The sequence below is a fragment of the Methylomonas subterranea genome, assembly GCF_024505185.1.
Lineage (GTDB): Bacteria > Pseudomonadota > Gammaproteobacteria > Methylococcales > Methylomonadaceae > Methylomonas > Methylomonas subterranea.
Window position 1 is genome coordinate 1 of record NZ_JANIBJ010000056.1, and the last position, 15,431, is coordinate 15,431.

Below are 15,431 nucleotides of genomic sequence, written 5' to 3' on the forward strand. Positions count from 1 at the left end.
CCCTCGCCGATAGGCAGCAATATGGCATCCAGCATTTCGTTGACGCCGGCAATCATTTCGCCGTAGGCACCGCGGAATTGTTTCGAATTGCCGCGTTCGGACAGTTGGCCATCCCTGGAAGCATCGGTCAGACGCATCAGTTCCTTTTTTAAGCCTTGCTGCGCATCGATGATACCGAGCAAACTTTTGGCCAGTTCGTCGTTTCCCCCGCGTATCCCCACCTTGACCGACAGGTCGCCTTCGGCTATGGCTCGCGCCGCCGCGGTCTGTTGATCGATGGCGTCCATGGCCGCATTGAGATTGTCTTTAATGACATTGAAGTCGCCGCTGTAGGTGTCGGTAATCCTGGGCGGGGTATCGCCCTTGGCAACGCGTTCGGCATAAGCGGAAACCGCATGCAAAGGCTGAACCATGGCATTGAGCATCAGATTGATCGAATTGCCGAAGCGCAAGGCCTCTCCGCTGAGGCCCGCCGTATCGATTCGTTCGCCGAGCTTACCGGCGATTATGGCTTGGGTAACCCGTTCAATTTCAATTGTGGCGGGGGAGTCATCCAAGAGTTGAGCGCGATTGAAAAATAAATCACTGAGTTTCATAAATCTCTCCTGAACAGTCGTTTAAATTGATTAAAAAGCGCTTTATTGCCCTGAGAATACAAACCCGTGCTCCCGCGGCCATGTAGCTTTTTTGCGGTATCGAGTGCGGTATCTGCTTGGTCTGCCCCGCGAGATGCTTGCCAAACGCTTGCCCCGAATAAAAACCAAACGATTCCCAGCATTTGTCCAACGGCGGCAAATATGCTCGATCGCTTTCAAGTGTAGGAATTGGCTTGCTTAGGCAGCGGATATTGCTTAAAACGGTAATCGAGCAGAAGCCGACAGAAGCGGACGAGAAAGCGGCAAAAAATCTCAAGCGGTTATTATTTGGCTTATTGCGCATTGGGCTGCCGGGAATAGAAATCAAGCTATCCAAATCGAGAGCAGTTTATGCTTGTTGAGACAAACGGCGCATGACGGGAGCAACGCCAAACGCAAAACTTCGGGAACAGTCATTTGCAATACTCCCTCTAAAAGGCCGAGCAACGATACACCAACGCCGTCGGTCAGTCGACCTGTTTTTCATGCGGGCAAAAAAAATTCCTGTTTACCAAAGGCCATTGATAACAATGCCTAATCTGGCTAATTGTAAAATCGAAAACCAGCAGACCAAATCAAAAACCGGACCATGGACGTTATCTTCGATGCCGTCGACTGACAAATAGCCGCCTGTCTGACCGCGTTCGAATAGACCTTCTTGGCTCCTGTAATCTACCCAGGACACACAGCCCGTGCCTTGACCATTCTAATTCGGCTACACCTACGGTATGCCGCGGACCTCATATTTCTTTTTCCGCCCTTCGTTGTAAGATTCCCGCAAGCTGGTATCCTTGCCGACGAATTACACACTGGAATAATGTGTATTACTTTACTTGGAGGATTGACATGGCTGAATATCTGCATCTAATAAAAGACAGAACCGAAAAAATAATAGATTTCACACCGGAAGAAATCAGCCGAATCACCCCCGATGAAATTCAACGGATTTTTTACGATCTGCAGATTCATCAGATCGAATTGAAAATGCAAAACCAGGAATTAAGAACCGCCCAGGAAGAGCTAACCCGCTCGCGAAACAATTACCACTACCTGTTCCATCAACTGCCGGTAGGCATCGTCGTCGTGAGTTCGACGGGTTTTGTCGAACAAGTCAACGATATGCTGCTGGAATGGCTGGGCATCGATAAAAATCAACTGGTCAAAAAGCACCTGTCGTCATTGATCGTCGATGAAGATAAAGTGCTTTTCAATTCGCGCTTCGACAGCTTCTTCAAAAGCCCCGAGGGCAAGTCCATCGTGTTGAGCCTGAAAGGCAAAAAGAATCTCACGTTGAAAGTCAAAATGTCCGGAAAAAAAATCAGCGAATTTGATAGCGAAGCGCATGCGGATAATAACGGCCAGACCTTGATCATTACCATCGCCGACGTCACTGACTTGTAAAGTCGGCTCTTTTAACCCCGGCCTCCAACGTACCGATGCAGCAAGCCGATGACAAAACCGCACTCCCCCACTACGTTGTAGGTATCGGCGCCTCCGCCGGCGGCTTGGAAGCCATTGAAAGTTTCTTTAAAAAAATGCCGGCCGATAGCGGCATGGCTTTTATCGTGGTCCAGCATCTGTCACCCGATTATAAGAGCTTGATGGTGGAGTTGTTGTCCAAGCACACTCTCATGCCGGTTTTGAGAATAGAGGAAGGCATGAAGGTTGAACCGAATCATGTCTACCTGATTCCGCCGCGCAAAAACCTGACCATGTTTCACGGTCATTTGCTGCTGAACAATCAAAACCATTCCAACGAACTGAATCTGCCGATCGATATCTTCCTGCGCTCATTGGCGGAAGACGCGGCTGAATTCGCGGTGGGCATCATTCTATCCGGCACCGGCAGCGACGGTACCCGTGGGGTTCGCGCCATCAAGGAACACGGCGGCATGGTCATGGTGCAGGACGAAGAAAGCGCCAAATTCGACGGCATGCCGCGCAACGCCATCGCCACCGGCCTGGTCGATTTCATACTGCCGCCGGAGGACATGCCGAAACAGTTGCTGGCCTTCGTCAAACATCCCTACGCCGTTCAGGAAGCCAGCATCCACTCGGAAGACAGCGACCTGACCCGCATATTTGCCCTGCTGCGCGACAAGCACAAAGTCGATTTCACCTTTTACAAACCCAACACCATCGTCCGCCGCATCGAACGCCGCATCTCCATCAATCAATGCCGGGACCTGAAGGAATACCGCAATCTACTGGAAGACAATTCCCAGGAAGTGTCGGCGTTGTTTCAGGAATTGCTGATCGGCGTTACCAACTTTTTCCGCGACGATACGGTATTCGAAGAAATCCGCGGCAAATGGTTGACCCCACTGGTCAAATCGCTGAGCAACAATGAAATCCGGGTCTGGATAGCCGGCTGCTCGACCGGCGAAGAAGCCTATTCGCTGGCCATCATGTTGGCGGAATATCGGGAATATTCCGGCAACTTTTTTCGGATGAAATTATTTGCCACCGACGTGGATGCCAAAGCAGTGGAAAAAGCCAGCGCCGGCCTGTATCCCGAAAGTATTGCCGCCGATGTCCCCGCGCATTTACTGGTCAAATATTTTTCCCGTCGGGAAGACAGCTTTCAAATTTCGCAAGCCATCCGCGAATCGGTAGTGTTTGCCCAGCACAACCTGATCAAGGACCCGCCGTTCACCAATATTCATTTATTGAGCTGCCGAAATTTATTGATTTACCTACAACCCGTCCTGCAACGCAAAATACTGGAGCTGTTTAATTTTTCGCTGGTCAAAGACGGCCTGTTGATGCTCGGCACCAGCGAGTCCATCGGCGAAATGGTGGATTATTTCGACATGGTCAGCCCGAAAGGCAAGATTTACCGGGCGCGCGGCAAATACCGCAGTTTGGGTATCGGCGGCATCGATCCCGCCCCAGCCCTCTTGACTTCTTTCCGCAATCCGCCGCCGCAGTCCGGCCGCCACGTCGCCGGCCGCTATCAGGACGACAAAATCCTGGAACGCTTTTTCAATGCGCTGACCAAAGACCTGCTGCCGTTCACGATGATCGTCAACGAAAGCTTGGAGATTTCGCACATATTCGGCGACGCCCAGCGTTACCTGAGCTACCCCAGCGGCAAACTGGTGACCGACATTACCAAACTGGTCAGCAAGGACTTGGCGATCCCCATTGCTACCGGGGCGCGCAAAGCCCTGAAAAGCGGCGAAAGCATCAACATGTCCAATATCAAATTGCGCGAAAAGGACAAGGTGCGGACCCTGAACATTCACGTCAGGCTGCTACCCGGCCGCAAGAACCAGGAAACCTTGCTTGCCATTTTGATCTTTGAGGCCGACCATCACGCCACCCAGGAGATTGGTTTTGCCGCCGATAATTTCGACATCAATCAGGATGCCGCGCAGCGCATCAACGACCTGGAACAAGAACTACAACTGACCCGGGAAAATCTGCAAGCCACGGTGGAAGAACTGGAAACCTCCAACGAGGAATTGCAGGCCACCAATGAAGAATTGCTGGCCAGCAACGAGGAATTGCAGAGCACCAACGAAGAACTGCAATCGGTGAACGAAGAGTTGTACACGGTCAACGCCGAACATCAGAGCAAAATCACCGAATTGACCATCCTCAACAACGATCTCGACAACCTATTCAACAGCACCAACATCGGCATCCTGTTTCTGGACGAGAATCTGGATATCCGCCGCTTCACCCACAAACTGCAGAGCCTGTTTCATATTGTCGAAAACGACATAGGCCGGCCGTTCTTCCACCTGACGCATTCGATCCGCGACATCGACCTGGAAGATCTGATCGGCCAAGTGGTGCAAAAAAAGACCATTCTGGAAGCCGAGGTGCAAAATCAACACGGCAACTGGTACTTCATGCGTATCATTCCCTATGCCGTATCGGACCGCATCTATTCCGGCGTCATCCTGACCTTTGTCAACATAGACCTGCTCAAGCAGACCCAAGAAAGTCTGCGGCAACGCAGCGAACTGGAAACCCAGCGTCTGGCCAGCTTTGTCAATTATTCGCTGGATGCCATTACCTTGCTGGATGACGCCGGCACATTCATTACCTGGAATCGCGGCGCCGAATTGCTCTACGGCTGGAGCGCTCGGGAAGCACTGCAAATGCGCTTCGAAAGTTTGGTGCCCTTGGATGAGCGTCCGCATATGCGCCGGGTATTCGACAATCTGCAACGAGGCGAACAAGTCGCCCAATTCGACAGCAAGCGCCTGAACAGACAGGGCGAAGTAATCGATGTTTCGGTTTCCGCCACCCTGCTGTCCTCTCAAAACGACAGCGGCCGGATATTTTCGTTGACCGAACGCGATCTCCGAAGTCACCTGTTAATCGACAAACGCCATTGCATCAGTTGCATTCAAAAGCTGGCTTCCCTGCTAATGGATGCCAACGAAGCCATCATTATCATCGATTTCGAGGGCTTTATCGTGGCCTGGAACAAGGGCGCGGAATCGCTGTACGGTTGGTCGCAATCGGAAGCCGTGGGCATGAAATTCGAAAGCCTGGTGCCGGCAAACCTGCGCGAGGAAGCGCGCGAGATGTTCCAGAGCATCGTCTCCGGCAAATCGAGCTATCAGGTAACCCAGAGCCAAAGGCAGACAAAAAACCGGCAGGTGATAAACATCACCATGATTGCATCGGTCCTCGGTTACCAAAACGGCGACACCATGCTGGTGGTCACCACGGAAAAACCGCTTTAACCCGGTTGAGGATTTAAGAATGGCGCAACTGGACCGCGATACTTTACGCCATCAAGCGGAAGCGCTTTTGAGCGATATGCCGAGCGCGCTTTACGCCGGCCAACTGGAGGACGTCAAAGCCTTGATCCATGAACTCAGCGTGCATCAGGTAGAGTTGGAGATGCAAAACCAGAGTTTGCGGGAAACCTATCAGTCCTTACTCCAGGCGAAAAACAATTTCAGCCTGTTGTTTGAGCAGGCCCCCGCCGGGTATTTGAAAATGGACCCACAGGGGCGCATTCTGAAGGCCAATCAAACGCTGGGCGACATGTTGGAGCTAAGCCAGCGGGATATCGAAGGCCAGCATCTGAACCGCTTCATCCACCCGGAAGACGCTATCATCTTTAGCGCTCGATACCCGGCATTTTTCAACAAACCGGATAACAAGACCATCGAATTACGGCTACTGAAAAACCCTCGGCAAAGCATACCCTTTCAGGTTCAACTCAATGCGCGCCGGATAAGCGAAGCCGACGAACGCGGCCAATCCCGGCAATGCTTATTGGTGACCGCCGTGGATGTCACCGACCGTCACCGCTTGACGGAGGAAAAAGCGCTAGCCGCCGAGGTATTTGAAACCAGCGAAGAGGCGATACTGATTACCAACGAGCGCAAACTCATTCTCGGCGTCAACCAATCATTCATGGACATTACCGACTATCAACGTTCCGAAGTCATTGGCCGGTCGCTGATCTGCGTTTTGTTTGCCGGTCATCACTTCAAGCTGTTCGAACTGATCTGGTCAAAATTAGTTAACCGCGAACGCTGGAAAGGCGAAATAGAGCTTTTTCGCCGCAACGGTAGCGCTTTCACGGCCTCGCTGACCGTCGGCGGCAGTCACGACTCATTCGGAAAAATCAAAAACTGCATCCTGATGTTTTCCGATATCACGCAAAAAAAATTGAACGACCGCAAGATCGAGTTTTTGGCCCATTACGACATCCTGACCCAATTGCCCAATCGTAGTTATTTCAACGAATTGCTGAACAATGCCATTTTACACGCCAGTCGCTCGCGCGAGTCTCTGAGCATTTTGTTTCTGGATCTGGATCGATTCAAACTGTTGAACGATACCTGCGGCCACCTAGCGGGAGACGTGTTGCTGCAAAACGTAGCCGGCCGCCTGCTTTCCTGTGTCAGGGAAACCGACAGCGTATCGCGATTTGCCGGCGATGAATTCGTGGTGATGTTGACCCACTTCAAGGATTTCGAGCAATGTCGAGCCACCACCGAACATATCCTGCAAAAGCTGTTAAACGAATTATCGCTACCCCACGAAATCGGCAACATCCAGTTCAACGCCTCGGTCAGTATCGGCGTGGCCCTGTTTCCCGCCCACGGAACCACCGCGCCGGAGCTGATCAAAAACGCCGATACCGCGATGTACGCCGCCAAGGCCGGGGGACGCAACCGCTATCGCTTCTACAGCGACCAGATGCGCCAGCAAGCGATTGCTCGCAGCAGCATGGAGTTTGAATTGCAAACGGCCGACTGGGAAAACCAATTCAATTTGGTTTATCAGCCGTTGGTAAATTTGGCCGATTGCCGCATCTATGGCCATGAAGCCTTGCTGCGCTGGCAGCATCCGCAACGCGGCGAACTGAAACCAGACAGTTTTCTGGCTATCGCGGAAGACAATGGCATGATCAATCCGATCGGGGACTGGGTGATCCGTAGTGCCTGCCAACAGGCGGCGGCATGGCGGGAACGGTGGCCGGCCACGCCGCTCAAGATCAGCATCAACCTGTCGCCACGGCAATTTTTACTGCCCAATTTGCGACAGACCATCCAAACGCTGTTGACGACCCATGGGCTCAAAGGCTCTCAATTGATCCTGGAGATCACGGAATACACAGCGATGCAAAACATTGGCGAAAGCATAAGGGTCATGCATGAACTAAGGGAACTGGGGATCTTATTGGGCATCGACGACTTCGGCACCGGCTATTCGTCGTTGGCTTACCTGAATAAATTTCCACTGAATATACTCAAAATCGACCAGTCATTTATTCATGAACTGGATGTCGAGAAAGAGAATGTATTGATCAAATCCATCATAGACATCGGCAGAAACATGGATCTGCTGATTCTGGCGGAAGGCATCGAAAAACCGGAACAAGCGGAGTTACTGAAGCATCTGGGCTGCCAGCTCGGCCAAGGCTATTTTTATGCGCCGCCATTACCTGTTACCGATATCGTCCCGCCATTTTAAGCTCGGCGCTGGGTGATCGAATCCGCCTCCAAAGCCAGCACATGTCGGCAGACTATCATCGGTTCGTGACCACCGGCTGCCCGAACCAAGTGCCGCCGCCTTGACGATTTAAACCATAACCCCAGGTACCCGTCAGACTGCCGTCGTTTTTCAACTCCAACACCGCGCGACCGGCATTACCGGCCCAGGCCCAGTCGAGATACAAGCGCTTGTTTTCAATGATTCCGTTGTCCAGCTGACCCACGCCCAAGCCAAAAGTATAACTGCCGGCGATGGTCTCGCCGCGCCGCTTCAATTCAAAAGATAACGGAATAGCGGCGGCATCGCCGCCGTGCTGAACATACTCGCCCCGGTAAAGCCCTTCAAACCGCGCCTCGGCCCATCCCGATGCGGGACGATCCGCAATCAGTCCCGGTAATTCGTGGGGGCGCCTGGGTGCCAATGCCTGATAGTTGCCGGCTTTGCCGCTTGCGATAAAGCCGGTCCGAATGTCAGGATCGTCGATCAAAACCGCCAGTCCGCGCAATTCATTCGCAATGTCCCTGTCGTCGATGTTCTCGGCCAACGCATACAGGCGTTCGCCGCTCAAGGGATGGCTACCGACTGACATTTGGCTTGCGGTCGCGTGTGCGTCGGCCAAAAACCATACCAGCATGCCTATCGGAGGCAAGGGCGTGCGTTGCATGACCTCGGCGGCAAATTTATCCGCCTGCTTTTCGTTGGGGATGTTTCGCGCATCCGGGCTGAATCTGTGGTCGAATCGCAGATGCCCCAATTCATGCAACAAAATAAAAGTTCTTGCGCTGCCGAAATGATTCAACGCCAACTCGTCGACTTTCGGATCGGCCAGTGCCGTTTCCGGAATTTTCAAGGCCTTCAACGGCGGCGGATAGCCGCCGGCGGGCGGCTTGGCGTAAAACAATAATGCAGTGTATTCGGAGATGGTTTCCAATCCGTAGCCATTGATCTGTAACCACGCATAAGCCGTGCAAAGGTCATCGAGAAATTTCAACGACAATACCGGCAGGCCGATGCTGTTGCTATAGGTATTGGAATAGAAACTGAGCGGCGTGGAGGCGGCTGGGTCGCCTTCGGCAAACAGCGGGAACTTCAAGCTGGGTTTTGCCGCGAGCGCTTGTATTTCGTTTGCCCGCAAAACCGGCCAAATGACCTCGTCAAGATAGCGCTGGGTGGAAACCGCGTATCGCTGCCCCCAATATTGCAGGGTGTTGCGATCGTACATCGAAGAAAAATCGGCCGCTTTAACCATTGCCACCCACCCAATACACAGTAACGGCATCAAAGGCAAAATTGACGCTTTCATGGTCGCTTATCCACCATGCCGCGCCGAAACAGCGCCAGCGCCGTCTGTGAATTCGGCGGTGGCGCGCCGGATTCGCCGGACTTCACCCAGTTTTCAAAAGACGCATAATCGCCGAATCCCGCTTCGGCTTCATCCCAGGCCGGCTGCATCAACAACAACTTGATTCTGGCGATACCGCCGACCACGGAAGTCCGTTCGTGTTCGGCCAGATCCTGTCGCAGCAGTTGCGGCAGCGTATTCAGAATTTCAATTTCCTTTCTGATCAGCACCCGCGCGTCGGCCCTCGCGGCGCTATCGTCCGTTGCCTGGTTGGCTTGCAAATAACTGATCGATTCGGCATTGCCGACCGGATTGCCACTGTTTGCCTGAATCTGCAGCGGTTTGATCAGCGACAGGCAAACGGCCATGACGCCGAAAAGCGCGAAAAACACCCCGGGGCCGATTCTGACCATGACGATGGAAATATCCGCCGGCAAACGTATTCGACCTTCGCTGTCCTGCTGATGAGGTATAGCCAGAAATAAGCGATAACCCAGATAAATGGACATACCGCCGATTAAAACCACGGTAATGCGTTCAAGAAAACGAAAAAGCAAAGGCTCCATAATCTCCCCTCCGATGCAGGCCACGGCCAAGAAGACCGGGCAAATAAACCATCCGTAAGCGCAAAGCCGATATTAAGGATGCCGTTCATAACGATCATGAAACTGGCTTATCGCCCCGGCAAATGAAAGTAGTGCAGTTGGGCACGGTTCCTCGCCGGACAAGACGCCGTAAATACGTCCGTGTAGGCTCGACGGCAGCATCCTTGCTGCCGTCGCCTGTCCAACAAGCAACCGTTCCCGCTCGATTTTTTACTTTCAGAGTAATATTCAGCCCAAAAGCCAAGCCTTGGCAACTATAAAAGTCCGCTCCGATCCAGCTTATCTGGCGACACCGTACACGGCATTGCCGTATCCGGTCGGACACCAGCATTGACTGCCTACCGCAACCCGATTGTTTAAATAACAACTGCCGACTGCCGTCACGCAGTAACTCGCTATCGGCATGGACGGCGTAACGAACGGGTTGCCGCCCGAACCGCACTGGGCGTCGATCTGTTCGGATGTATATCCCATCATGGCCAGAGACGACCTGTCCTCCGATGAGCATGCCAGCGCCGAGGTATTGGGCAGCAGCAGTAAAATCAGCAACCCGGCTTTGATGTAAAACCTGCAACAAGCGAATGTAATCATAGGGCGACTCCTGGTAAAAAACACCTCAATAACCATAAAACCGCGCCTCCACAACTCCGCGCGCGGGCCGGGCATCGGTTCACCAGAACGCCTCCCGGCAGCGCGTTTGCTAACGTGGCGACGGGCAAGGTACGCTCACTTTCGGCCAGCTGTCAACGCGGTTTGGCTACGGCACGCCGCCGACACATCACCAAGCCCGCCAGCGCCATGCCGAACAGCGAAAACGCTCCCGGCAGCGGCACCGGTTTGACCCAGCTCAGGGTAGTGCCGGCGTTATCTATCAGACTGACCCCCGCCGGCAGATTCAGAAATATCCGCGCGCTGTTCGAGGCGTCGGCCAGGGACTTCACCCCGGAGCCGTTGGCTCCCGTTATGGTCTGCAGCAAAAACGTGAGTTCCAAGGTTTCGCCGGGGTCTATGGTCATCGCCGGCATTAACAGTGTCATGTCAAGATTTGTCAAAGTTGCCGTATTGAATAAGACAGTCCCGCCGTTTAGCGTAGTTGGGGTTGTGGTATTTGTTGGGTTGAAAACGGCACCGTTTACCCAGTGAGTACCGAGCGTGTGGTCGCCTCTGGCGACCCGGGCAACGCTGCCATCGTTGACGCTCAAAACGCCGATTATGCTGGCGCCGGCGGTGGATTCTCCGCTTGGCGCTGGCGGGCCAAATGAATACTGACCGGTAATGTTGACGCCCAGCGCTCCGGCCGGCAGCAGTATCGGCGCGCTGCCCAGTGGATTGGTGAAAGTCAAATTTTGTAATCCGGCATAGGCAAAGGAAGCATCCGGCGATTCCGATTTAGCCTTGAAGTAAGCACTCCCCAGATCCGCTTCCGTAAAGAAACCGGGACCGGTCCGGGTGGCAAATGTCGGATCAGAGGTGATACCGGGGCCGCCGGGATCGGGATATTGCACGAACACAGTCGCCGCCGTTGCAAGGTTGCTGAGCGAGAGTGCAAACAAAGCCACAAGGAAAAATATTCGGTTCATAAAATTCTCCAAAAACGTTAAATAAAGTGTAATTTCCAACATGAATTCAGCTACTTACAGCCGATTGACGACCACCTCCCATCCGCCAGACCAAGTAACCGAGCAGATACAAACTCCAGGCTGCCGCCGGCCGGGGTAAAAGCCAGATTGGGGGGCGACTATTTGCTTTGGGCCGTAACCGTCGCCGCCATATCGCAAAATGGCTTGGTCCGCCCGAACGGCCGCGGCAGGGCCGAATAGAGCGATTCCGATCAGGGAATAAGCGAGCAATGATTTGTTTGGCTTCATGATGCGACTCCCGGGTTAATGGATTGGCTTGGCTGTGCGTAGTTTGCATTTGGTCGGCTAAAGCCATTCGACCAATCGAAACGCCACGCCGAAACCTTAAATCATCGCGACTCACAAAAAGCTCACAAAGTCGATTGCTCTTGCGTCCATAAAAACGCTGCCGCAGCCCACAAAATGAAAATATTGGCTAGGCGTCGCTCCTACCGCGTCCTTCAAAGTTATGCTCATGAAGGCTTTGATCGCAATGAGGGTGTCGCTCCCACAATGTCATTCGGACCAATGGGTTAATTGAAAATCATCCGACAGTGGCGGGTGTTGTAAAAGACAATCTGTCCCTTCTCTTGTCGGGAGAAGGTTAGTATTATTGTATATAAAACAATAATTTATTGCTCACTCACCCCAACCATCTCCCGCAAGGAGAGGGCGCTTTTACGACAGCCTCCAGTGGCGGGAACGCCGAAATCAAAAACGATGTTTTGTTGCAGTGCAGGCATCCGCCGAGCCCTCAGCGCGATGTGCGGGCTGTGATCCGGGCGGCCAGCGCTTGCATGCGGGAGGAAGGTTCGATGCCGTAATGACCGGCGTAGTGGTTGCGACAGCGGCGGTAAGCCAATAGCGCCTCGGCTTGGCGGCCTTGATCCAGCAGGCATTCGATCAAGCGGTATTGCAGATTTTCCGCCAAGGGTTCGGTGGCGACAGCTTGCGCGTAGCAGCTTATGGCGGTGGCCGGCTGACCGGCGGTTTCCAGGGCTAAGCCCAGTTTTTCCAGAGTTTGGCTTAATTTGGCGGCAAGGGTTTCCCGCTTCGATGCCGCCAAAGGCGCTTCCAGGCTGGGCAAAAACGGACCCCGCCAGACCTTTAGCAGCCGCGCGGCCAGCACCTCCGCTTGCTGCGGCTGCGCGGCAAGCCGCCTGAGCACATCGTCGATGACCCATATATCCAGCCAGCACAGTTCCCGGTTCAAGGACAAGGTGCCGCCTTGCAACAGCACGGCCTCGTTGCGCCCAAGCAGTTTGCGCAGGCGCTGCAAGGCCACTTCCAAGGCATGCTGGGCGGCATCGGCGTCCGCGTCCGGCCACAATACATCGGCCAGCACTTGCTGCGGCACGCCGTCCGGGTTGATCGTCAGCAGCCACTGCAGCAATTGCAAGGGCTTGTTGTCCTTTTGCCGGCGGCGGACCGGATCCGGGGCTTCGCCGTCTATCCTGAATTGGCCCAGGGTGCGGATTTTTACCGGCCAAGGCCACTCTTCGCAGGCGTTGCCATCAGGCTGCAATTGGCGTTGTCTTATCCACCAGCGCACATAATCGGCTTCAATGCCTTGTTCCAGGGCCAGGGTACATAAGGTGACGATCACGTCGGGCTGCCAGAACGGGTGCACGTTCAGATAACGTTGTTGTTTGCCCAGCGCCAGGGCCCGGGCCAAAGCAGTCAGCGCGCCGGCTTGGTCGCCGCCGGTCAAGCGGGCATGGGCGTCGGTTAGCAGGGCCATGAATAAAACGAATGGCTTGTTCGCCGCAACGGCGTAATTTTGCAATTGTTGCAAATGCCGCCAGGCTTCGCTCAGGTCGCCCGCCGCCACCAATACTTGCGCCAAGCCGTGCTGCACCAGGGCCGCCACCGACGGCAAATGGATTTCGCGGCAAATCGCCAGGGCCAGCTCCGCTTCCTGGCGAGCTTGACCAAAACGCTGTTCCGCCAGCGACAGACCGGAGCGCAGATGCAATAGAAACGACTGATCGACCCGCCGGTTCTCCGGCAAACAAGCTTCCATGCGCGCCAACGCCGCGCGAAAGCGCGGCCAATCGCGGGCCGACAGCGCGGTATAGGCCTCTTGGCCGTAGATATTGGGTAAATAAAACCCCAAGCCGTAACTGATGGCCCATTGCGCGGCCGTCTCCGTCGCTTGATAAGCCGCGCCGTGCTCGGCGCCGAGGAAGGCGGTTACCGCTTTCCAGTTCAACAAATTGATCCGGTACAAGGGCTCATCGTTACTGACTTGCTGATCCAGAAAAGTAAACAAGGCTCGGGTGCTTTCGGTTTCGCCGCGCCAGACATGGTATTGCAACAGAAAGGAGGCCAAAAACACCTGGCGTCCCGGCGGGCAATGCGGCAAGCGGGCCAACGTTCGCCGCGCCCAGCGTTCGGTCAGTTCCGGGTAACCGGTCAGGTGAACCAGGATATTGCCGCAACCCAATATCCAGCTATCCAACTCCACATCGTCGGCGGCTTCCAGCACCGGGTCCAACTCGGCCAATTCGTCCAGCCAGCGCGCCGCATCGCGAAAATCGTCCATCACGAAAAACATAGCACTCAACACACCGGCCGCGCTGAGGGCCCTGCCCAGCGGTTCGCCGCCGAAACCGGCATGCGCCCGCTCGAACAAGCTTTGGGCCAACGGCGGATTCAGCGCCAGATGGGCGGCGGCGCGCCAAAACTCCAGCCACGGATTGGCCGGCAAGCCGTCCGGCAGGCTTTGCAACCAACCCTGCAATTGCAGGCTTCTGCCGGCGGCCAATGCGGTTTTGGCGTGCAGCAGAATCAGGCGCTGCAACTCCGGCCAAGCGCCGGCCCGCCGATACAACTCAAACGCCTGAGCAATCTCGCCGTGGCGTTCCAAGACCGCCGCGCCATGAGCCAAAAACGCCGCGTAGCCCGTATCTCCGAGTTCGGCTTGGCGGTGGGCGAGCAGAAATTCCCGCAGCAGGGGGTGAAGCTGATAACTGGGAGCGGCGGCGTCGATGCAGTTGAGTAAATAATGCTGGGCGGCTAGCCGGGCCAGGGTGGCCGACACCGAAACATCGGCGGCCAACTCGCTTGCCAGGGCCTCGCTGACGGTTTCGGCGACGGCCAGCGTCGACAACTGTCGCAACACCACAGCGTCCAAACCCTCCAGCACCCGTTGCGCCAGATCCGCTTTTGGCTCGGTGGGCGCCGGCTGCGCGGTCGGCGGTTGCCGCAGTTCCACCGCCAAAGCCGCCGGCCAGCCGCGACTGTGGACGAGCAGCGCATCCAGCCCGGCATCGCCGCCGTCGAATCCGGTCAGTTCGGCCAGACGCGCGGCCTCTTCACGGTCGAAGGCCAGTTGCGCCGGCGCGATCATACCCAGCGGCTGCAAGGCGGCGGCCAGCTCGGGCGGCGGTTCGTGGCGACTCAAGCAGAGGATGCGGTGCGGAGCGGCGACGATGCGGCCCAACACCGCCAAACTCCGCATCAGCAAAGGCGACGCAGCCACCCGCTGACAATCGTCGAATACCAATAGAAGCGGCGAGGTATCCGGCAACAACAGCGAGCGGAACAATTCGCCGACATAGGCATCGAGACCGGCCAGATATTCCGGCCCGAAGGCCGGCACCTTCGACTCCAGACCCAAATCGGCCGCCGCCAGGCGAAAATGGTCAAGGAATACCGCCGGATCGCAATCGCTGTCGTCAAAGCAATACCAGAGCAAGGGCCGCTGCAAATCGGCGGCATAAGCCGCCGCCAGGGTGGTTTTGCCGTAACCGGCCGGCGCGAATAGCCAGGCCGCCGACCCATAATCCAGATAGGCACGGTTCAATTGCTCGACCAGGCGTTGGCGGTGAATCGCCATGCTCAAGGTAGGCGGTAGCAGTTTAGCGGGAAGTCGCGCGCGCGCCGGTTTATGCTTCATTGCCCCCTCAAATTTTATCCCCTTGGATTGCGCCGGTAGTTCAGCACAAAGCAAGCGCCGGCGGCAACCAAAAGTTACTCAAGCATGTAGAAAGCCATCCAAATTTACCAAACACACTGGGACGGGCGTGCTTGAAATAGCCATTCCAAGCCCGCAACATCGGCTTCAAGCCGGCGCTGACGCGGAAGAAACTCTCGCCCCGCGTGGGTTTCGTCTTCGTCCGGATGCCGTGTTTAATCCGCATCAGGCTTTTCTTGCGCGCCCGGGATTTCCCGGCTTCGAATCGCTAGCCGAGCGAGTGAAAGCCTTGCCCCGATTGCAGTCTGCCTCGGACACTCTGCGTTCCCACGC

General features: G+C 55.1%; 10 protein-coding genes. 3 read left to right on the top strand and 7 right to left on the bottom strand.

The window, feature by feature from the left end; translation table 11 throughout:
* Together NP590_RS19405 and NP590_RS19410 are read right to left on the bottom strand one after the other, a co-directional pair.
* Positions 1 to 596, bottom strand: a 596-nt coding sequence (locus NP590_RS19405) for a HAMP domain-containing protein (protein ID WP_256604374.1), incomplete at its 3' end; no start/stop codon positions are given.
* The gene (locus NP590_RS19410) at positions 583 to 972 is read right to left on the bottom strand and encodes a hypothetical protein (protein WP_256604377.1); all 390 of its coding nucleotides are present in this window, start codon (positions 970 to 972) and stop codon (positions 583 to 585) included. The genes NP590_RS19410 and NP590_RS19405, both read right to left, overlap by 14 nt.
* 509 nt (positions 973 to 1,481) lie before the next feature.
* Between NP590_RS19410 and NP590_RS19415 the strand changes: the two genes are divergently transcribed.
* The 3 genes from NP590_RS19415 to NP590_RS19425 are packed head-to-tail and all read left to right on the top strand — an operon-like array spanning position 1,482 to position 7,592.
* A complete protein-coding gene (locus tag NP590_RS19415) occupies positions 1,482 to 2,036 on the top strand; it encodes a PAS domain S-box protein (RefSeq protein WP_256604378.1) in 555 nt (184 codons plus the stop codon).
* Positions 2,037 to 2,071: 35 nt separating this feature from the next.
* On the top strand, positions 2,072 to 5,341 hold the full coding sequence (locus NP590_RS19420) for a chemotaxis protein CheB (protein ID WP_256604379.1): 3,270 nt from the start codon (positions 2,072 to 2,074) through the stop codon (positions 5,339 to 5,341).
* Positions 5,342 to 5,360: 19 nt separating this feature from the next.
* On the top strand, positions 5,361 to 7,592 hold the full coding sequence (locus NP590_RS19425) for a sensor domain-containing protein (RefSeq protein ID WP_256604380.1): 2,232 nt from the start codon (positions 5,361 to 5,363) through the stop codon (positions 7,590 to 7,592).
* A 55-nt stretch (positions 7,593 to 7,647) separates the two neighbouring features.
* Here NP590_RS19425 and NP590_RS19430 read toward each other — a convergent pair whose 3' ends face one another.
* The 5 genes from NP590_RS19430 to NP590_RS19450 form a co-directional block, all read right to left on the bottom strand.
* Positions 7,648 to 8,916, bottom strand: a complete 1,269-nt coding sequence (locus NP590_RS19430) for a phage exclusion protein Lit family protein (RefSeq protein ID WP_256604381.1) — start codon at positions 8,914 to 8,916, stop codon at positions 7,648 to 7,650.
* The gene (locus NP590_RS19435) at positions 8,913 to 9,521 is read right to left on the bottom strand and encodes a hypothetical protein (RefSeq protein ID WP_256604382.1); all 609 of its coding nucleotides are present in this window, start codon (positions 9,519 to 9,521) and stop codon (positions 8,913 to 8,915) included. The genes NP590_RS19430 and NP590_RS19435 overlap by 4 nt, the downstream gene beginning before the upstream one ends.
* 318 nt (positions 9,522 to 9,839) lie before the next feature.
* Positions 9,840 to 10,151, bottom strand: coding sequence for a hypothetical protein (locus NP590_RS19440; RefSeq protein ID WP_256604383.1), 312 nt, complete (start codon positions 10,149 to 10,151; stop codon positions 9,840 to 9,842).
* 152 nt (positions 10,152 to 10,303) lie between these two features.
* Entirely contained in the window at positions 10,304 to 11,140 is an 837-nt protein-coding gene (locus NP590_RS19445; protein WP_256604385.1) for a hypothetical protein, read from the bottom strand.
* Positions 11,141 to 11,933: 793 nt separating this feature from the next.
* Positions 11,934 to 15,080, bottom strand: a complete 3,147-nt coding sequence (locus NP590_RS19450; protein ID WP_256604387.1) for an AfsR/SARP family transcriptional regulator — start codon at positions 15,078 to 15,080, stop codon at positions 11,934 to 11,936.
* Positions 15,081 to 15,431 lie beyond the last annotated feature (351 nt).